This is a genomic window from Plantactinospora sp. WMMC1484, from assembly GCF_049315195.1.
GTDB lineage: Bacteria > Actinomycetota > Actinomycetes > Mycobacteriales > Micromonosporaceae > Plantactinospora.
In genome coordinates this window covers 4,042,501-4,061,584 of sequence record NZ_CP186055.1, presented here as the reverse complement: position 1 = coordinate 4,061,584, position 19,084 = coordinate 4,042,501, and the positions used below count along the sequence as shown (strand labels likewise).

At 73.1% G+C, this 19,084-nt stretch carries 15 protein-coding genes and 2 rRNA genes (1 of these 17 cut by a window edge); 1 reads left to right on the top strand and 16 read right to left on the bottom strand.

The genetic code is table 11. The annotated features are described in order from the left end of the window. Window positions 1-115: 115 nt before the first annotated feature. The 11 genes from ACN28C_RS17845 to ACN28C_RS17795 form a co-directional block, all read right to left on the bottom strand. Window positions 116-2,392 carry a hypothetical protein gene (locus tag ACN28C_RS17845; protein WP_422768672.1) on the bottom strand — a complete coding sequence of 759 codons (2,277 nt, stop codon included), beginning with the start codon at window positions 2,390-2,392 and terminating at the stop codon, window positions 116-118. Continuing rightward, window positions 2,392-3,660 carry a glycosyltransferase family 4 protein gene (locus ACN28C_RS17840; protein WP_422768671.1) on the bottom strand — a complete coding sequence of 423 codons (1,269 nt, stop codon included), beginning with the start codon at window positions 3,658-3,660 and terminating at the stop codon, window positions 2,392-2,394. The genes ACN28C_RS17845 and ACN28C_RS17840 overlap by 1 nt, the downstream gene beginning before the upstream one ends. A 22-nt stretch (window positions 3,661-3,682) precedes the next feature. Then, complete coding sequence (gene murJ / locus ACN28C_RS17835; protein WP_422768670.1) at window positions 3,683-5,344, bottom strand: murein biosynthesis integral membrane protein MurJ; 1,662 nt, start codon at window positions 5,342-5,344, stop codon at window positions 3,683-3,685. Between the two features lies 1 nt (window position 5,345). Beyond that, window positions 5,346-6,239, bottom strand: coding sequence for a hypothetical protein (locus ACN28C_RS17830; protein WP_422774725.1), 894 nt, complete (start codon window positions 6,237-6,239; stop codon window positions 5,346-5,348). A 41-nt stretch (window positions 6,240-6,280) separates the two neighbouring features. Beyond that, window positions 6,281-7,216, bottom strand: a complete 936-nt coding sequence (locus ACN28C_RS17825) for a copper transporter (RefSeq protein ID WP_422768669.1) — start codon at window positions 7,214-7,216, stop codon at window positions 6,281-6,283. Between the two features lie 48 nt (window positions 7,217-7,264). Then, a complete protein-coding gene (steA, locus tag ACN28C_RS17820) occupies window positions 7,265-8,443 on the bottom strand; it encodes a putative cytokinetic ring protein SteA (protein WP_422768668.1) in 1,179 nt (392 codons plus the stop codon). A 253-nt stretch (window positions 8,444-8,696) separates the two neighbouring features. Next, window positions 8,697-10,454, bottom strand: a complete 1,758-nt coding sequence (gene recN, locus ACN28C_RS17815) for a DNA repair protein RecN (protein WP_422768667.1) — start codon at window positions 10,452-10,454, stop codon at window positions 8,697-8,699. A gap of 166 nt (window positions 10,455-10,620) precedes the next feature. Beyond that, window positions 10,621-11,505, bottom strand: coding sequence for an NAD kinase (locus ACN28C_RS17810; RefSeq protein ID WP_422768666.1), 885 nt, complete (start codon window positions 11,503-11,505; stop codon window positions 10,621-10,623). Beyond that, window positions 11,502-12,329, bottom strand: a complete 828-nt coding sequence (locus ACN28C_RS17805; protein ID WP_422768665.1) for a TlyA family RNA methyltransferase — start codon at window positions 12,327-12,329, stop codon at window positions 11,502-11,504. The genes ACN28C_RS17810 and ACN28C_RS17805 overlap by 4 nt, the downstream gene beginning before the upstream one ends. Window positions 12,330-12,353: 24 nt before the next feature. Further along, the gene (locus ACN28C_RS17800; RefSeq protein WP_422768664.1) at window positions 12,354-12,605 is read right to left on the bottom strand and encodes a hypothetical protein; all 252 of its coding nucleotides are present in this window, start codon (window positions 12,603-12,605) and stop codon (window positions 12,354-12,356) included. A gap of 52 nt (window positions 12,606-12,657) precedes the next feature. After that, the gene (locus ACN28C_RS17795; protein ID WP_422768663.1) at window positions 12,658-13,254 is read right to left on the bottom strand and encodes a histone H1-like repetitive region-containing protein; all 597 of its coding nucleotides are present in this window, start codon (window positions 13,252-13,254) and stop codon (window positions 12,658-12,660) included. 118 nt (window positions 13,255-13,372) lie between these two features. Between ACN28C_RS17795 and ACN28C_RS17790 the strand changes: the two genes are divergently transcribed. Continuing rightward, complete coding sequence (locus ACN28C_RS17790) at window positions 13,373-13,711, top strand: SCP2 sterol-binding domain-containing protein (protein WP_422768662.1); 339 nt, start codon at window positions 13,373-13,375, stop codon at window positions 13,709-13,711. A 24-nt stretch (window positions 13,712-13,735) separates the two neighbouring features. Here the strand turns inward: ACN28C_RS17790 and ACN28C_RS17785 are convergent, their stop codons facing one another. The 5 genes from ACN28C_RS17785 to ACN28C_RS17765 form a co-directional block, all read right to left on the bottom strand. Next, the gene (locus tag ACN28C_RS17785; RefSeq protein WP_422768661.1) at window positions 13,736-14,770 is read right to left on the bottom strand and encodes an HAD-IIA family hydrolase; all 1,035 of its coding nucleotides are present in this window, start codon (window positions 14,768-14,770) and stop codon (window positions 13,736-13,738) included. Further along, on the bottom strand, window positions 14,767-15,681 hold the full coding sequence (locus ACN28C_RS17780) for a Replicase polyprotein 1ab (RefSeq protein ID WP_422774724.1): 915 nt from the start codon (window positions 15,679-15,681) through the stop codon (window positions 14,767-14,769). Before ACN28C_RS17780 ends, ACN28C_RS17785 begins: the two co-directional genes overlap by 4 nt. Before the next feature lie 404 nt (window positions 15,682-16,085). Continuing rightward, window positions 16,086-17,237, bottom strand: coding sequence for a hypothetical protein (locus tag ACN28C_RS17775; RefSeq protein ID WP_422774944.1), 1,152 nt, complete (start codon window positions 17,235-17,237; stop codon window positions 16,086-16,088). Window positions 17,238-17,335: 98 nt separating this feature from the next. After that, window positions 17,336-17,452: ribosomal RNA gene (gene rrf, locus ACN28C_RS17770) — 5S ribosomal RNA — on the bottom strand. 92 nt (window positions 17,453-17,544) lie between these two features. Further along, a 23S ribosomal RNA gene (locus tag ACN28C_RS17765) occupies window positions 17,545-19,084 on the bottom strand; it runs 1,583 nt beyond the window's last position.

Here is a 19,084-nt window from a genome sequence, read left to right as displayed (position 1 = left end):
GCGAACCGGTGTCGGATCAGTCGAGGTGATCCACGCGATCCACGGGATTCCACGCTAACACCAACCCTGGCCGGGACGCCGGGGGCATCCGTTTCCACCGGCGAGCCGGTGCCGGTCAGCCCGCCGACACCCCGGCCGACGGCTGCGCCGGGCCGGTTTGCGCGGCGGTCCCCGCCTCCTCCGCGGCACGGCGGGACTGCTCGACCCTCGGGCCGCTCGGCGCCACCGTGACGGCACCAGCCGACCGGTCCGGGGCCCCCGGTGGCGCCGACGGCTCGTCGGGAGACGACGCCGCCGGGATGGTCCGGTCGGTGGCGTGGTCGAGTACCCGCAGCGCGGCCAGGGCCGCCATCGGCACGGTCAACGCCGCCGCCGCACCGGCGACGTTGAGGGCCGTTCCGCCGAGCAGGCCGGCGATCAGCGCAGCCACGACGATTCCGGCCATTCCGGCGCGGATGGCGGGATAGATCCCGAAGAGCCGTTTGAGCCCACCCCAGGGCCGGAGCAGGGCAAACCACACCAGCACCGCACCGACCAGCGCGAGAACGGTGAGCGGGCTCCCGGCCAGGGCGGAGAGGTTCGCGGCGCCGGAACGGTGCACGGTCAGCCCGCTGGTGCCGTCGCCGACGGCGGTGAGGAACCGGCCGAGGCTGCCCTGCTGGGCAAGCGGCTGCCGCAGGTCCAGGATGGCGAAGCCGACGGTGACCGCCAGGCCCGCGATGCTGGCCCAGGCGAGCCGGCCGAGGGTGAGCCAGCCGCCGGTGCTGATCACGGCGGCGATGCTCACCCCGGCGGTCAGCGCGACGGCGCCGACGGCGTCGGCGCCCAGGTAGGGGCTGCCGACCACGATCACCCCGAGCACGCCGACCAGCACCACGACGGCCGGCCGCCAGCTCCGGCGGACCTGCTGCGCCAGCCATCCGGCCGAGAGCAGGATGGCGGCGATGAAGACGCCGAGACCGACGGCACCGAGGCCGGCGTACCGGCCACCCTCCAGGGCCGAATAGCCGGTCACCCCGTTGAGCTGCAGGCGCGCCCCGGTGACCACGTCCGCGCCGACGACGACCGCGGCCAGCCCGGCCACCCCGGCCAGCGGCCAGAGGGTGCGCTGGTACGCCGGGGCGAGCCGCACCCCGGCGGTGGCCAGCGCCAGCACCACCGCGGTGACCAGGCCGTAGTAGAACCCGGCGTGCTCACCCCGCCACCACGGGAAGATGTCCGCCACGAGTGCGGCGGGGATCGCCAGCGCGGCGGCGATGAGCAGTACCTCGACCGTTCCGACCACCCGCCGGGGTACCGGGGCGGGCCCGGACCGGCCGGCGTCGCGGCGCGCCCGGCGCAGCAGCGGCAGCACGGCCACCGCGAGGAGGCACTGGAGCCCGGCGAGCAGCAGGAAGAACCACCCGGCCACCCGCTGTTGGGCCCCTGCCTCCCGATCGGCGTCGGCGGGCGCCGCGATCGCCGTCGGCAGATCGGCCGGGCGGTCGCCGACCACCGCCGCCGGCTGGCCGATGAAGAGCCGTTCCGGGGCCGGCCGGCCCAGCGCCGCCAGCGCGGTGGGGGCCAGGTCGACAAGCTGCAGGTAGCCGTCCCGGCCGGTGCTGGGCGAGGTCAGCCAGCCCCGCCCCCAGCCGGGACCGTCCGCCACGACCACGTGCAGTCGGGACGTCCGGTCGGTGTCGGCGACCCCGGCCACCATCACCAGGGACCGCTCGGGGCGGGCCGCCAGGACCCGGGCCAGGGCCTCGTCGGCCCGGCGCGCGGCGTCGGCCCGGCGGGCGGGATCGTCGCCGCTGACCGTGCCGAGGTCGATGATTCCGAGTACGCAGCTGCCGAGCAGCGCGCTCGGGTCGGGCGGCAGTTCGGCGGCGTACCGGTCGACCCGGCCGAACGGTCGGGCCGCGGCGACCGCCGCACCCGGGCCGACCGCGACGGTGCAGCGGACCGATTCCGCCAGCGCCCCCGGCATGGTGCCCCAGCGCAGCCGTTCCTGGTTGTAGGTCACCGTCGCCCGCTGGTCGGGCAGGTTGGCGCTGATCCCGTCCGGCCGCTCGACGGTGATGTCCGGGTCCGGGCAGGTCTGGCCGACGACCGTCTCGTCCCAGGCGGCGAAGTTGCCCGCGCCGAGGGTCTGCCAGCCGTCGACCGGGCAGGTCGGCTGCCGGGCCGACCGGACCGCGAGGGAGCCGATGGCACCCTGCTCGGCCATCCGCCACAGCGTCGGCGTGTTCGCCGGGTCGACGTCGTCCCAGCGCAGTCCCGGTACGCCCGCCACCAGCACGTAGTCGGCGGTCTGCTCCGGCCCTTTCGGGGCCGGCCGGACGACGAGCGCGGCGATGCCCAGCGCCACCATCACCGCCGTCAACAGGACGGGTACCAGTCGGCGCAGCATCAGCCCCGCCCCGCCGACGAACCGGTCTCCGGAGCCGTACCGCCGTCCCCGGCGGCGTGGCCGGACGCGGGCTGCTCGGGCGGCGGTGACTGGCTTCGTGTCTTTGGGCTGCCCTGTCCGTCTGCTGACGGCTGCGGTCCGGGTACGCCCGGCTGCGGTCCGGGTACGCCGAGTTCGGCGTAGACCGCGGCGACGGCGGCGGTCGTCTCCGCCGCGGTCGGCCACCGCGCAGCCTGCGCAATGGCCCGTCCGGCCAGCTCGGCCCGGCGGGCGGGGTCGTCGAGCAACGCCCGCACCGCCTCGTCCACCGCCGCCACCTCACCCGGCGCCACCAGCACGGCCGCCTCGCCGACCAGCTCGGGCAGGCCGCCCACGGCGGTGGCCACCAGCGGCACGCCGGCCCGCAGCGCCTCCTGCGCGAAGAGCTGCCGTGCCTCCCAGTCGCTGGTGACCACGGCCAGATCGGCCCCGGCGAGCAGGTCGGCCACGTCGGTGCGGTGCCCGAGCAGGGTCACCGGGGCCCGGGCGGCCGAGATGCGGGCGGCCAGTTGCAGATAGCTCGGCCCGCTGCCGGCGATCACCACCACCGGCACCGGCTTCCGCTCGCGCCACCGGGCGGCGGCGTCCACCAGCACGTCGTACCGCTTCTGCGGGTGCAGCCGGCCGACCGAGACGATCAGTGGCTGCTCCGGAGCGACGGCGAACTCGGCCCGGACCGCCTGCCGGCTCCGGCGCGGCGGCGGCAGTTCCGGGGCGGCGACCGGGGCGAGCCGGGCGTCCCGGGAGCCGAGCGCGCCGGCCCGCGCGACGAGGTCGGCGGAGGCGCCGAGGACGACCCGGGCCCGCCGGATCACGGTCCGCTCGGCCAGCCGGGAGAGCCGGCCCCGCAGCCCGCCGGCGAGCACCGCGTTGTGCAGGGTCACCACCACCGGTACGGCCGGGCGGGCGAGCACCGCCACCAGGCCGGCCCGCAGCCCGTGCGCGTGCACCACGTCGACCGGCCCGGCGGCGAACGCCCGGCGCAGCCCGGCGACCGCCCGTACGTCGGCCGGGGTGGGACTGGCCGGAATCTCCACCGGCACGAACCGGGCTCCTGCGGCGGTGAAGTCGAACTGCTGCTGCGTCGCGGCGGGACCGCAGACGGTGACCGCCAGTCCGGCACCGACCAGCCCGCGGGCGAGCGAGGCGACGTGCTGACCGACGCCGCCGGTGCTGGAGGCGAGGACCAGGAGCACCGAGCCGGCCCGGTCGGCGGCAGCCCCGGTCACCGGATCCCCCGTACCTGCTCGCTCACCGCGCCCCCCGCTCCTTCCCGTCGTCCTCGCCCGGGGCCTGCGCCAGCAGGCGGCGCAGCCGGGCCCGGGCCGCTGCCAGCAGCGGGCGGACGTCGTGCCGGTCCAGCGGATAGGCGACCGCGACGAAAGCCGCGCCCACGGCTACTCCGGACAGCATGCCCTGCACGAGGGCGTCGACTCTCGCCGGGGTACCACTTCCGAGGCCCGGCAACCGGTGCGCCAGCAGCGCGCCGGCCGCCGCCGCGATTGTTCCGGCGAGCAGCCCCACCAGGGCTGACCTGGTGAATCCGGTCAGCGCGGCCGCTCCGGCACTGCGCCGGACCGCCCGGACCAGCAGGAGCCCGAGCACCAGCATGCCGGCCGAGTTCGCCAACCCGACCGCGAAGACCCGGTAGTCGACCGGCAGGGCGGCGGCCAGCGCCACCGCGGCGACCGGCACGACGAGCCAGCCGGCGAGGGTGGCCACCGCCGCCGGCCGGGTGGCGCCGCGCGCGTAGAGGGCCCGGGTGAGTACCGCGAAGAGCCCGTACCCGAGCAGGCCCGGCGCGAAGCCGGCGACGGCGGCGGCGAGCGGAGGGCCGCTGCCCGGCCAGAAGAACCGGGCCACCGGCTCGGCGGTGCCGGCCAGCGCCGCCGCGCCGAGGCAGCTGAAGAGCAGCACCCGGCGGGCGGTCGGCGCCAGCGTACGCCGGTACTCCGCCTCGTCCCCGGCGCTGTGCGCGGCGACCAGCTGCGGGTACGCCGCGATCGCGAGCGGCACGGCGAGCACCGCCCAGGGCAGCAGGTACACCGTCTGGGCGAGGTTGAAGACCACCGGCGCGCCGGTCGGTCCGCCGCTGACCTGGTGCAGGCTGACCACCAGCGCGACCTGCTGGCCCAGCACCGTCACCGCACCGGCCAGCGCGAGGCCACGGATCCTGCCCCGGGCCCCGGCGGCCAGCGCGTAGCCGGGGCGGAGCCGCAGCCGCAGCCGGCGCACCGGGACGAGCAGCGACAGCGAGAGCACCACCACCCCGAGCGTGGTGCCGGCGGAGAGGATCAGCTCGCCGCCCCGGCCGACCCCGCCGATGCTCGGGTGCACCCCCTCGACGGCGGCGAACGCCAGGTAGACCGCGATCACGGTCACGCTGGAGAGCAGCGGCGCCAGCACCGGCCAGGCGAATCTGCGATACGACTGGAGCACGCCGGTGAGCACGATGCCGATCCCGTAGAGCGGCAGTTGCGGGGCGAAGACCCGGAGCATTCGCGCCCCGGCCTCGATCTCGGTGTCGCTGCGCCCCTCCGAGATCAGCCCGACGACCGGTTCGGCGAGCAGTGCCACCGCGACGGCGAGCGGGACGAGCAGGCTGACCGTCCAGGTGAGCAGGGCGCCGGTGGTGGCCGAGACCGTCGCCCGGTCACCGGCCGCGACCGCGCCGGCCAGCAGCGGTACGACGAGACTGGCCAGCGCCCCACCGGCGACGATCTCGAAGACGATGTTGGGCACGCTGTTCGCCACCACGTACATGCCGCCGAGGTCGCTGTCTTCCCCCATCACCCAGGTGAAGACGGCGGTACGCCCGAACCCGGCCAGTCGACTGGCCACGGTGAGTACGGCGATCAGCGCCGCGGCGCCCGCGACGCGCCCGGCGCCGACGAGGGGTGCCGGCCTGCCCACCTCAGGACTGTCGCCGGCCCAGGGCGTCGAGTTCGCGCAACCCCCTGGTGTTCTGGATCACCTGCGTGAAGCTGACCCTCTCGCTGGCGGCGGTGAGCGCGGCGACCACGGCCAGCGTGCCGGCCCGCCCCACCGGCCCGGTACGCGCGGCCAGCGCCACCCCGAGCAGCGCGCCGAGGGCGTTGGCGCCGCTGTCCCCGAGCATGACCCGTTCGTCGAGGTCGGCCGGGAGCAGTGCGGCGGCGGCGCCGACCGGGCCGGCGGCGAGTCCACCGGTCGGGCCGGGCAGCAGCGGCGCGCCGAGCAGCAGGCTGGCCTTGAGCGCCCGGCCCGGTCGCAGGTCGAGCAGGTTGACCAGGTTGGCGGTGCCGGCGATCACGCCCGCGCCGAGCAGCACGTCGAGGGTTCCGGCGACCCGGCCGGTGCGGGCCGACCGGCGCCCGGCGCCGCGGTGTGGCCGGCGTCGGCCGGGGTGGGCCCGGACGGTCGGGTCGGCGGCGAGCAGGGCGGCGGCGGCGAGCCCGGCGGCGCCGACTCCGGCGATCTTGACGATACCGCCGGTCACCCGCCCCTGCCGGAGCGCGGCCAGGTGCCCGGCGAAGCCCTTGGCGGTCTTCTGTTCCGGCCGACCGCCGACCACGTCGTCGTAGAGCCCGACGGCGCCGCAGGAGAGGCCGGCGACCAGCGCGGCGGCTCCGGCGGGCCGGCTCGGTGCGCCGAGCGCCCCGCCGGCGGCGGCCCCGACGGCGAGCGCCGGACCGGCGGCCAGGGTGACGGTGCGGCCCCGGAAATTGGTACGCCGCAGCCCGCCGGCCCAGGGCGAGCCGAGTACGCCGCGCAGCGCCGCCCCGGCCAGCAACACCCCGGCGCCGAGCGCCCGGGAACGGCGCCACACCTTCCCCGGGCCGACCTTCCCCCGGTCGGCGTCGAGGGCGGTCACTCCGGCCGTTCCGGCAGCAGCGAGTCCACGCTGGCACCGACGCCGTACGCGCCGGCCCGCTTCTGGGTGAGTTGCTGGACCACGGCGAGGGCGGTGACCACCTGCCCGGCCACGGTGTTGGCGTTGTCGACGGTGGAGATCGTCTTGGCCAGTGCGGGGTCCCGGCGTACCTCCGCGACCAGGTTTCCGCCGCTGCTGCCGTTGCCGGCCACCACGAGCGCCCCGGCCCGGTCGAACTGCTCGGCGAGCTGGACCACCGACCTGTCCTTCCGGGTCGCGTCCCGGTCGACGTAGGGCGGCCCACTGACCAGCACCACCGCCTCGGCGGGACCGCTGATCTTGTCGGGGACGTTGAGGTAACCCTCGTCGCTGTAGTCGTCCAGCACCGACCGGCGGTCCGCGTCGGTCACCGGCGAGCCACCCTCCGGGCGGTCCAGCAGGGCGCTGGCCAGCAGCGCGCTGGACTTCTCCACGCCCTCGCTGCTCGGCAGCCCGACGTCCGGCACGGTGGGCCGGGCCGCCTTGGCCGCGACGCCGAGCAGCAGGACGCTGTTGTCCGGGTCGATGAACTTCTCCTGTACGTCGATCCGCCCGGTGATCGTGGCCCCGCCCATCCGCAGCATCTCGGCGATCCCGTCGGCGTGCTCCTGCCCGCTCGGCAGGGTGAACAGCAGGACGCGCCGGTCGGCCAGGGTGTCCTTGAGGATGTGCGGCGCGGCCTCGGTGAGGAAGTCCTCCTCGCGCTTGACCTCGGTCTCCAGGTTGTTCACCGCTTCGCGGAGCTGCTCGTTGTGCTTGCTGAGTCCGTTGACCCGGTCCTTGAGCGAGTCGGCGACCGGACCGTTCAACGCCGCGGTGCCCACCACCAGGCCGATGGCCAGGGCGAGGAAGACCGCGGTCAGCGAGACCACGTGGTACCGGAAATTGATCACGACAGGCGCCTCTTGGGAGTTCGGGGGCGGAAGGACATCGGCTCGGAGCTAGAAGAGCTGCCCGAGCTGGAATACCACATTGTCCCACCATTCGGAGGCGACCCCGAGGTATGCCTTCCCCACGGTGGAGACGGCGACCGCAGACGCCATCGCGGCCACCGCCGAGAGCACGAGCAGCAGGAGGGACGACCCGGAGATGCTCTGCCGGTAGAGCCGGCTCACCCCCTTGGCGTCGACCAGCTTGCCGCCGACCTTCAGCCGGGTCAGGAAGGTGGAGGCCATGCCGCCGCGCCCCTTGTCGAGGAACTCGACAAGGGTGGCGTGGGTCCCGACCGCGACGATCAGCGAGGCCCCCTTGCCGTCGGCGAGCAGCATCGCCAGGTCCTCGCTGGTGGCCGCGGCCGGAAAGGTCTGCGCGGCGACGCCGAGCCCGTTCACCCGGGCCAGCCCCGGCGCCCGCCCGTCGGGATAGGCGTGCACGATCACCTCGGCGCCGCACCGCAACACGTCGTCGGTGACCGAGTCCATGTCGCCGATGATCAGGTCCGGGGTGTAGCCCGCCTCCACCAGCGCGTCCGCGCCGCCGTCGACGCCGATCAGCACCGGCTTGAACTCCCGGATGTACGGGCGCAGCACGTCGAGGTCTGCCTTGTAGTCGTAGCCCCGGACGACGATCAGGCAGTGCCGGCCCCGGATCGGGGTCTCGACGTCCGGCACGCCGACGCCGTCGAGCAGCAGCTCCCGCTCCTGCTTGAGGTATTCCATGGTGTTGGCGGCGAACGCCTCCAGCTGCACCGAGAGCCCTTCCCGGGCGTCGGACATCGCCTTGGCGACCGACTCGGCGTCCTGCCGGCTGCCGTGCCCGATCGGCTCGTCGTCGCGCAGCACGGTGTTGCCGTCGATCCGCAGGGTGTCGCCCTCCCGAATCTGCTGGAAGACGCTCTCGCCCAAGTCGTCGACGAGCGGGATGCCCGCCTTGATCAACACCTCGGGGCCGAGGTTGGGATAGCGACCGGAGACCGACGGCTTGGCGTTGAGCACCGCGGCCACGCCCACCGCCACGAGCGAGTCCGCCGCCACCCGGTCCAGGTCGACGTGGTCGATCACCGCGATGTCACCCGGCCGCAGCCTGCTGACCAGGCGCTTCGTCCGGCGGTCGAGGCGCGCAATGCCGACGATCTTGCCCGGTTCCGCGCTCCGGGCCCGGCGCAACATGGGTAAACGCATCCTGACCATCCTGGCACGTGGGGCAGAGCTTTCTCTCGCGACATGCCTGAGCAGGGCCGCCACCCCAGGGAATCACATCGACGCCCGACCGAGTGTGGCCGGCGTCACCCCGCTCGGTTCGGTACCACGCATCGGTTCGGCACCACGCACCATCCCGCCACGGTCACGCCCGGCCCGGCGCCGACCCTCGTCCGACTCCGAGCCCGGCACCGTGCCGGGCTCCAGGCCCGATCCGTGGCGCGGCTCCGGCCGCTCACGGGCGCCGCTCCCGGGCCGCCACCGCCAAGAGTTCCTCCGCATGGGCGATACCCAGATCGGAGTCGGGCAAACCAGCGAGCATCCGGGCCAGTTCCCGAGCCCGCTCGGTGTCCTCCACCATCCGCACCCCGCTGGTCGTCACGGCGCCGCCGGTGTCCTTGGCCACCACCAGGTGCCGGTCGGCGAAGGCCGCGACCTGCGGCAGGTGGGTCACCACCAGCACCTGGTGGCTGCGGGCCAGCCGGGCCAGCCGGCGGCCGATCTCGACCGCGGCCTGCCCGCCCACGCCCGCGTCGACCTCGTCGAAGACCAGGGTCGGGGGCCCGCCCGAGCCCGCGAAGACCACCTCGATCGCGAGCATCACCCGGGACAGTTCACCGCCGGAGGCACCGCGCTGCAACGGCAGCGCGGGGGCACCAGGATGAGCCAGCAGCCGCAGCTCGACCTCGTCCGCCCCGTCCGGACCGACCCCGACCTCCACGCCGTCCACGGTGAGCGTCGGCTCGGACCTGCCGGCCGGCCGGGGCAGCACCGCCACCTCGATCCGGGCGTGCGGCATCGCCAGCCCGGCCAGCTCCACCGTGACCTGCTCGGCGAAGCGGGTGGCCGCCTCGCGGCGCGCCGCCGAGAGCCGGGCGGCCAACTCGGCCACCTCGCCGGCCAGTCGCTGCCGCTCCCGGTCCAGCTCGTCGAGAAGGTCGTCGGAGCTGTCCAGATCGGACAGGCGGGTCCGGGCCCGCTCGGCCCAGGCGATCACCCCGTCGACGTCGTCGGCATACTTGCGGGTGAGGCCGCGCAGCGCGGCCCGGCGCTCGTAGATGACCTGCAACCGGGCCGGATCGGCGTCCAGCGCGGCGAGGTAGCCGGAGAGCTCCGCCGCGACGTCGCCGACCAGCGTGGCGACCTCCTCCAGCCGCACCGACAGGTCACCGAGGGTCCGGTCCACCCCGGCCTGGGCCTCCAGCGTCCGCCGGGCGTGCCCGAGCAGCGTGGTCACGTCGGCCATCTCGTCGGTCGGCTCGGCAGCACCCGCCACGCAGTGCTGCGCGGTCTGCGCCGCCGTACGCAGCCCCTCGGCGTGCTCCAGCCGCTGCGCCTCGGCCTTGAGCTCCTCGTCCTCGCCCGGTTGCGGGTCGACCCGGGTGATCTCGTCCAATCCGAGCCGCAGCAGGTCGGCCTCCTGGTTGCGCTCGCGCGCGTTGCGCCGCCGATCGGCCAGGTCGTCACAGACCCGCCGCCACCCGGCGTACGACTCGCGCAGGCTCTCCAGCAGCTTCTCGTGCTCCGCCCCGCCGAACCGGTCCAGGGCGGCCCGCTGCTCGGCCGGGCGGAGCAGCCGGAGCTGGTCCGACTGGCCGTGCACGGCCAACACCTGCTCACCCACCTCGGCCAGCATCGACACCGGCATGCTGCGGCCCGCCACGTGCGCCCGCGACCGCCCTTCCACGGTGACCGTGCGGCTGAGCAGCACCGACCCGTCGTCGTCCGGCTCGCCGCCGGCGTCCACGATCCGGGCGTGCACCGCCGTGGCGGTGGCGCCGGCCAACCGCAGTCGGCCCTCCACCATGGCCCGGCCCGGATCGGCGCGCACCCGCCCGGCGTCGGCCCGACCGCCGAAGAGCAGGCCGAGACCGGTCACCACCATCGTCTTGCCGGCGCCGGTCTCGCCCGTGATGACATTCATGCCGCCCGTCAGCGGCAGTGTCGTGTCCTCGATGACGCCCAGTCCGGTGATGCGCAGCTCTTCCAGCACAGCAACCGACAGTAGTAGCGGTCACCGACACTTGACCACCCGGCACGCGTTCGGAGATGAGTGGCCGCCACGCCGCGAGCAGTTCCCGGCCGGTGCGCCGGCGCCGGCTGCCTGCGACTACCTGCCGCCCACCGCCCGTGAGCCACCGCCCGCGTCCACCGGCGATCTACCTGCGACCGCCCCGCCAGCCGTGCACCGGCAGGCCGAACTTGGCCACCAGCCGGTCGGTGAAGTGCCGGGCCCGCAGCCGGACGATCCGCACCGGAAGCGCGCCCCGCTGCACTGTCACCCGGGCCCCGGGAGGCAGATCGTAGACGCGGCGGCCGTCGCAGCAGAGCACGGCAAGGGTGGTGAACGGGTCCACCGTGATGGTGAAGGTCGCCGTCGGCGCGGTGACGACGGGCCGGCTGAAGAGCGCGTGCGCGCTGATCGGCACCAGCAGCAGCGCCTCCACCTCCGGCCACACCACCGGCCCGCCGGCCGAAAAGGCGTACGCGGTGGAGCCGGTCGGAGTCGCGCAGACCACACCGTCGCAGCCGTACCGGGACAGCGGACGGCCGTCGACGTCGACGAGGAGTTCGAGCATCTGGGCGCGCTCGCCCTTCTCCACGCTCACCTCGTTGAGCGCCCACGACTCGATCACCGGGCCGCCCTCGAACTCCGCCCGGACGTCGAGGGTGAGCCGTTCGTCCACTGTGTAGTTGCGGTCCACCACGTCCCGGACCGCCTCGTCCAGGTCGTCGATCTCGGCCTCGGCGAGGAACCCGACCTTGCCGAGGTTGATGCCGAGCAGCGGCGCCTTCGCCGGTCGGGCCAGGTCGGCGGCGCGCAGGAAGGTGCCGTCGCCGCCGAGCGCGAAGACGATCTCCGCGCCCTCGGCCGCGTCGAGCAGACTCACCGGGGTCACCCCGGGCAGATCCAGGTCGTCGGCCTCCTCGGCCACCACCCGGACCTCGAAGCCGGCCTGGATCAGGTCCGCCGCCACCGTACGGGCGTGTTCGGTGCTCCGCCGCCGCCCGGTGTGCGTCACCAGCAGTGCGGTGCGAGTCATCGGGCTCCCTCCCGCGCCACGGCCGGCCCCGCCGCCACCACCGCCGCGACCAGCGCCTCGTCCGCGGCCGGTGCGCCGGCGCGCAGCCAGACGAAGAACTCCACGTTTCCGCTCGGCCCGGGCAGCGGACTGGCCACCACCCCGGCCAGGCCGAGTCCCAGCCCGGCTGCCGCCCCGGTCACCGCGAGCACCGCCTCGGTCCGCAACTGCGGATCGCGTACCACGCCACCGCTGCCCACCCGTTCCTTCCCGACCTCGAACTGCGGCTTGACCATCAACACCAGGTCGCCGTCCGGCGCGGTGCAGCCGGCCAGTGCCGGCAGCACCAGGCGGAGCGAGATGAACGAGAGGTCCCCGACCGTGAGGGTCACCGTGCCGCCGATGGTGTCGGGCGTCAGGGTACGCACATTGGTCCGCTCGAATACCCGTACCCGTGGATCTTCCCGGATCGTCCAGGCAAGCTGCCCGTAGCCGACATCGACCGCCACCACCTCGGCGGCACCCGCCCGGAGCAGCACGTCGGTGAAGCCGCCGGTCGACGCCCCCGCGTCCAGGCAGCGGCGGCCCGAGACGGCGAGCCCGTCGGCCGTGAAAGCCGCCAGGGCGCCGGCCAGCTTGTGGCCGCCCCGGGAGACGTACTCCGTGCTCGGGTCCTCGCCGAGCACCCGCACCGGATCGGCCGGGTCCACCATGGCGGCCACCTTGTGCGCGCGCACCCCACGGACCTGGACCCGCCCGGCCTCGACCAGTGCGGCGGCCTGTTCCCGGGACCGGGCCAGACCGCGGCGGACGAGTTCGGCGTCGAGCCGGGTGCGACGTGCCATCGGACGTTCTCCGGGGGACGGGGCTCAGGCCTGGTCGATGGTGGCGAGCGTTTCCCGCAGCGTCTGGTGCGCCGCCTCGTACTGGGCGATCTGGTCCGCCGGCGGAAGGTCCGCAGCGTTCGCCATCGCCTGCAGTGCCGCGTCGACGGCGGGGTGACCGGAACCACCACCGCCGGGCGTGCTCCGGTCGCCGGGCGTGGCCGGCCCGGTGCCGACCGGCGCGGCCGGGGCCGGGGGGCGCGGTCGGAACGGTCCGGGAACGGGAACCTGACTCATGCTGCCCCTCCGCTCCGCCCGGTCCGCCTCCGGGCCTGCTCTTCCGCAGCGATCATGCCGCACCGCCGCCCGGCGTCGCGGTCCGCCTGGCCACCGTCTTACCCGGTGCGGCCTTCTTCGCCACCACCGCCCTGCCGGGCGCAGCCTTCTTCGCCACAGCCTTCTTCGCGGGCGCATCCGCTGCGGCCGCCTTCTTGGCCAGCGTCTTCTTGGCGACCGTCTTCTTGGCGACCGTCTTCTTGGCGACCGTCTTCTTGGCGACCGTCTTCTTGGCTACGGCCTTCGTGGCCGCTACCTTCCTCGCCCCTTCCGCTTCCGGCTCCAGGCCCGTGCCACCCGGCGCGGTCCCCCTGGCAGCGGCCAGCTCCCGTTCCAGGTTGCCGACCCGTTCGGTGAGCGCGGCGACCTCCTCCCCCGTCGCCAGGCCGAGGGCGCCGAGGGTCCGGTCGATCTCGACCCGGATCATCCGGGTCAGCGCCTCCCGGTTGGCCATCCCGGTGGAGAGCAGTTCCTCGGCCATCGTCTGCAGTTGGGCGGCGGTCGCACCGCTGGAGCCGACCAGCTTCCTGGCTGCGGCCTGCGCGCGCTTCTTCGACGCGTCCGTGAGCCCGAGGGCCAGTTCGAGATAGGCCCGCCACGCATCCTGCATACCCCGGTCCTTCCGCGTGTGCCGACTGTTCAGGTTGCACGCTACCGGGCGCCCGGTGCCGTCCAGTGCGGTACGGTGCCCGGGGGACGGGCGTGGCGTGATGCGAGGGGGCACGACGATGGCGACCGTTGAGGAGTGCCGGCAGGCATTGCACGATCTGGCGGCCCGGATGGACGCGAACGCCGAGAAGGTACGCAAGCAGGTCGATCTCGATCGCACCCTGGCCTGCCGGATCACCGACCTGAGCACGGCGTTCCACGGCCGGCTGGCCGGCGGTCGCCTGGTCGACCTGGCGGACGGGGACGACCCCAAGGCCAAGGTCGCCCTGAGCATCGCCAGCGACGACCTGATCCGGCTGGTCCGGGGCGAGTTGGACGTCCCGAGGGCGCTCGCCTCCCGGCAGATGTCGATCAATGCCAACCCGCTGGACCTGCTGAAGCTCCGCAAGATGCTCTGACGCTCGTCGCAGGGGCCGCTTCGGTCAGCGCAGCAGACCGAGCTCGTCGAGCGCCTTGCGAGCCGCCTCGGAGCCCGGTTCGATGCCATCGACCTCGGTTCCCGCCCAACTCGCCGCACAGAGCGCGGCCAGCGCAGCCAAACTCGACCCCGCCCCGGTGAGAACTGCCGGGGCGCCGCCGACCACACGCCAGCCTTCCGCACCGTTGGAGGTGCCGGCTCCGGGCCCGGTCAGCCGCGCGACCTGGGCCGGGTCGAAGAGCCCGCCCAGGTCGTGCGCCACGAAGTCCGGGCGGGCCGACGGCGGCGCCTGTAGCAGGTCGACGGCGGCGGCCACACCGGTGAGAACCAGCAGGCTCGCCATGCCGGCCCGGACCGCGCCCTCGATGTCGGTGTCCAACCGATCACCGACGGCCAGCGGACGGGCCGCGCCGAACCGCCGGGTGGCAGCGGCGAACAGAGCCGGCTCCGGCTTGCCGACCACGACGTCGGGTTCCCGTCCCAGAGCGGTACGCACCGCCGCGACCAGGGAGCCGTTCCCCGGCACCGGGCCACGGGCGGTCGGCAGGGTCCGGTCGGTGTTGGTGGCGAACCAGTCGGCCCCGGCCCGGATGGCGAGCGCCGCCTCGGCCAGCTCCGCCCAGCCCACCTCCGGCCCGTAGCCCTGCACCACCGCGACCGGTGCGTCCTCCAACCGGATGACGGGGCGCAGCCCGACGTCACGTACCTCGGCCCGCAGCGCCTCCGCCCCCACCACGAGCACCGGTGAGTCGGGCGGGAACCGGTGTGCCAGCAGTTCCGCCGCCGCAGCCGCCGAGGTGAGCACCTCGTGCGGTTGCACGGCGAGCCCCATCCCGGAAAGCAGGGCGGCAACCTCGGCGGCGCGCCGGGAGGCGTTGTTCGTCGCGTACGCCAGCGGCTTGCCCTCGTCGTGCAGCCGGGCAACCGCCGCGACCGCCGTATCGATTGGTCGGTCGACGAGATAGACCACGCCGTCCAGGTCGAAAATCACCAGGTCGTACGCGTCGACCAGCCGGCCGTCCGGCGCGGAACCGCTCACGACTCGGCGGTACGCGCCGGTCGCGCGGGATCGGCGTCGACCACCCGACCGTTCACACCCTCACCGGCGCGCTCGTCCAGGTCCGTGTCCTCGACCACATCCGTGTCCTGCTCCACGTTCCCGATCTCGTCTCCGCCCGGCTCCACCGCCCCGGCCGCCTCCACGCCATCGCCATCACCGACGCCAACGCCAACGGCGTCGGCGTCGGCGTCGTACATGCCAGCGCCCTGCGTCCGGTCGGCTACGTCGCCGTTGTCGCCGTCGTTCGTGTCCTCGTACTCGTCCTCGGACTCGTCGTCACCCTCCAGGACGACGCCGTCGAGTTCCAGCAGCCGTTCCGCAGCGTCGGTCTCGCCGAACTCGTCGATTTCGGCCGCCCGGGAAAACCACTCGCGTGCCTCTTCCCGCCGGCCCGCCGAGAGCAGCGCGTCGGCGTACGCGTACCGCAGCCGGGCCGCCCACGGCTCGGTCGTACCGGCCGTCAGTTCACGTACCTGGAGCATCGCCACCGCGGCGTCGCCCTGGCCGAGGTCACCACGGGCTCCGGCCGCCACGATCAACAATTCCACGGCCTCCGCAGGGTCGAGCGCCTCCCGGTCCGCGCCGCGATAGAGGTCGATCGCCCGCTCGGGACGCCCGAGCGCCCGCTCGCAGTCGGCGAGCACCGCCAGGTGCGTCTGCCGCCCGCTCATCCGGTGGTAGGTACGCAGTTCGGCGAGTGCCGTCTGCCACTCACCGGCCCGGTACGCCGCCAGCCCGACGGCCTCGCGCACCGGTGCGATCCGTGCCGCGAGCCGGCGTGCGGCCAGCGCGTGCTCCAGGGCAAGGCTCGGATTCTCGTCGAGTAGTTGACCCGTCGCGACGAGATGCCGAGCGACGCTCTCCGCGACGGGCTTCGCCAGGGAGAGCAGTTCGGCCCGGACCGCGCCGTCGAGGTCGGTGGCGACGATCTCCGCCGGAAGCGCAGGTTCCGGCGCTTCCCGGGCCTGGTCGACCGGCCGTGCGGACCGATCGCCCTGGCCGCGCCGATCCGTTCCGGAACGGGGACCGCCGGTTTCTTTCCCCGCGGTCCCGGAGTACGCCTCGCCGGTGCGCCGCGGTGGTGTCCCGGAGCGGCGGTCGTCGTCGGCACGGGCTCCGCCCGGACGGCGGACACCCTCGCGTCCCCCGTCCCGGCCGTCCCGCTCCGTACGGCGGAAGCCACCACGGTCACCGCCGCGAGGACCGTCCCGGTCCGAGTCTCGGGCACCGTCGCGGGTACGCCCGGCGAACCCTCGACGACCGTCGTCGCCGAAGCGTCGTCCGCCGTCGCGTCCTACACCGCGCTGGCCGCCGCTGTCGGACGATCCACCCCGATAACCGCCCCGCCCGGCATCGCCGCCGGAGTCCCGAGTCGCACGATCCCGATATCCGCCGTCGCCGCGATATCCGCTGTCGCGTCCCCCCGCATCACCGCGATATCCGCGCTCGCCGTCCCGGTAACCGCCACCGCGTGAGTCTCGATCACCCCGGCGCTCCTCGCCGAAGCCGGGCCGGGAACCGTCCCGGTAGCCGCCGCGCCGGTCACCGCCGGCGTAGCCGCCACGGTAGCCACCTCCGGACCTCTCGTCGCCGCGCCGGGCATCGTCCCGATATCCACCGCCGCGCGGCCCGCGGTCGCCCCGGGTGTCGCCGCCATAGCCGTCGCGAGGGCCACGGTCACCCCGGTCGAAGCCGTCCCGCCCCCCGGACCGGTAACCACCCTCGCGGTCGGCGGCGCTTCGTCCCGAGCCGGCTGGGCGATCCTCCCAGCGTCCGTCCCGGCCGCGGAAACCGGAACGACCGGAACCGGATGCCTCTCCTCGACGCCCGTCACCTCGGTAACCGCTCCGCCGGTCGTCACCCCGCCGGTGGTCTCCACCGTCCCGAAAGCCCGCGCCGCGGTCGCGGTAGTCTGCCCGATGCCCGGAGTCCCGGTTTCCGCCACCCGCGTCGTCCCGATACGAGCCCCGGTCGCCGCCGGTGCGTCGATCGCCATCCCGGAACCGTCCGCCCCCGGGCCCACGCTCGGCCCGAAAGTCATGGTCTCCCCGGGAGTCCCGGTCGCCTCCGAACCCGCCGCCGCGCCGGTCGCCTCCGAACCCGCCGCCGCGCCGGTCGCCTCCGAACCCGCCGCCCCGCCGGTCGCCTCCGAACCCGCCACTGCGGCGGTCGTCGCCCGACCCGCCGGCGCGCCGCTCGTAACCACCACCGCCGGACCGGTGGTCACCCACCCCGCCCCGGGGAGACGGCCGCTCCCGACGGTCACCGTCGCGGCCGCCGACGCTTCGGCCGCCGCCTTGATAGCCGCCCCGGTCGCCGGAGCTGCCGCCGCGGGGATCCCGATCCCCGCGATAGGGCGGGCGTCCGTCGCGACGCGCGGAGCCGTCCCGACCGCCCTCGCTGCCTGGACGGTCGTCGTCTCGACGGCGCGGGCGCTCTCCGCCATGCGCTCCTGAACTCACGGGTACATCCTTCCTCATGGCGAGATCGCCAAAACACACAGTGCAGGGCCACCCCGGTCGGGGTGGCCCTGCACACTAAGATGTCCGGCGGTGTCCTACTCTCCCACACCCTCCCGAGTGCAGTACCATCAGCGCTGGAAGGCTTAGCTTCCGGGTTCGGAATGTAACCGGGCGTTTCCCTTCCGCCATAACCGCCGTAACCCTATCAACACAACAAACAACACCCCGGCCACACCCGGGAACACCGTTGTTCGTTTGCTGTGAATCACACAGTGGACGCGTAGCAGCCTTGTAGACAAGTCCTCGGCCTATTAGTACCGGTCAACTGAACCAGTTACCTGGCTTACATCTCCGGCCTATCAACCCAGTCGTCTCACTGGGAGCCTTACCCCCAAACAGGGGTGGGATACCTCATCTCGAAGCAGGCTTCCCGCTTAGATGCTTTCAGCGGTTATCCCTCCCGAACGTAGCCAACCAGCCGTGCCCCTGGCGGGACAACTGGCACACCAGAGGTTCGTCCGTCCCGGTCCTCTCGTACTAGGGACAGCCCTTCTCAAGTATCCTACGCGCACGGCGGATAGGGACCGAACTGTCTCACGACGTTCTAAACCCAGCTCGCGTACCGCTTTAATGGGCGAACAGCCCAACCCTTGGGACCTGCTACAGCCCCAGGATGCGACGAGCCGACATCGAGGTGCCAAACCATCCCGTCGATATGGACTCTTGGGGAAGATCAGCCTGTTATCCCCGGGGTACCTTTTATCCGTTGAGCGACACCGCTTCCACACGCAAGTGCCGGATCACTAGTCCCGACTTTCGTCCCTGCTCGACCCGTCAGTCTCACAGTCAAGCTCCCTTATACACTTACACTCAACACCTGATTGCCAACCAGGCTGAGGGAACCTTTGGGCGCCTCCGTTACCATTTAGGAGGCAACCGCCCCAGTTAAACTACCCACCAGACACTGTCCCTGAACCCGATAAGGGCCCCAAGTTAGATACCCGAACCAACCAGAGTGGTATTTCAACACTGCCTCCACCCATACTGGCGTACGAGCTTCACCGGCTCCCACCTATCCTACACAAGCTAATTCAAGCACCAATGTCAAGCTATAGTAAAGGTCCCGGGGTCTTTCCGTCCTGCCGCGCGTAACGAGCATCTTTACTCGTACTGCAATTTCGCCGGGCCTGTGGTTGAGACAGTGGGGAAGTCGTTACGCCATTCGTGCAGGTCGGAACTTACCCGACAAGGAATTTCGCTACCTTAGGATGGTTATAGTTACCACCGCCGTTTACTGGCGCTTAAGTTCTCAGCCTCGCCCCCCGAAGAGAGCTAACCGGTCCCCTTAACGTTCCAGCACCGGGCAGGCGTCAGTCCATATACATCGAATTACTTCTTCGCATGGACCTGTGTTTTTAGTAAACAGTCGCTTCCCCCTGCTCTCTGCGGCCATACAACGCTCCACCAGCAAGTGGCTTCACGTCTCCGGCCCCCCTTCTCCCAAAGTTACGGGGGCAATTTGCCGAGTTCCTTAACCACAGTTCACCCGATCGCCTCGGTATTCTCTACCTGACCACCTGTGTCGGTTTAGGGTACGGGCCGCTCGGAACTCGCTAGAGGCTTTTCTCGACAGCATAGGATCACTGACTTCACCTGAATCGGCTCGGCATCACGTCTCAACCACATGCACCACGGATTTGCCTATGGTGCGGTCTACACGCTTACCCCGGCACAACCACCGGCCGGGCTCAGCTACCTTCCTGCGTCACCCCATCGCTTGACTACTACCCGCCAGGACCCCACGCTCCCCTGTCTTGGTCCGAAAACCGCC

What these genes read in the sequence shown, in the direction of transcription:
- ACN28C_RS17845 (WP_422768672.1), bottom strand. Translation starts at nt 2,392, where the DNA reads ATGCTGCGCCGACTGGTACCCGTCCTGTTGACGGCGGTGATGGTGGCG.
- steA (WP_422768668.1), bottom strand. Translation starts at nt 8,443, where the DNA reads ATGCGTTTACCCATGTTGCGCCGGGCCCGGAGCGCGGAACCGGGCAAG.
- ACN28C_RS17810 (WP_422768666.1), bottom strand. Translation starts at nt 11,505, where the DNA reads ATGACTCGCACCGCACTGCTGGTGACGCACACCGGGCGGCGGCGGAGC.
- ACN28C_RS17805 (WP_422768665.1), bottom strand. Translation starts at nt 12,329, where the DNA reads ATGGCACGTCGCACCCGGCTCGACGCCGAACTCGTCCGCCGCGGTCTG.
- ACN28C_RS17800 (WP_422768664.1), bottom strand. Translation starts at nt 12,605, where the DNA reads ATGAGTCAGGTTCCCGTTCCCGGACCGTTCCGACCGCGCCCCCCGGCC.
- ACN28C_RS17795 (WP_422768663.1), bottom strand. Translation starts at nt 13,254, where the DNA reads ATGCAGGATGCGTGGCGGGCCTATCTCGAACTGGCCCTCGGGCTCACG.
- ACN28C_RS17790 (WP_422768662.1), top strand. Translation starts at nt 13,373, where the DNA reads ATGGCGACCGTTGAGGAGTGCCGGCAGGCATTGCACGATCTGGCGGCC.
- ACN28C_RS17775 (WP_422774944.1), bottom strand. Translation starts at nt 17,237, where the DNA reads ATGGCGGAGAGCGCCCGCGCCGTCGAGACGACGACCGTCCAGGCAGCG.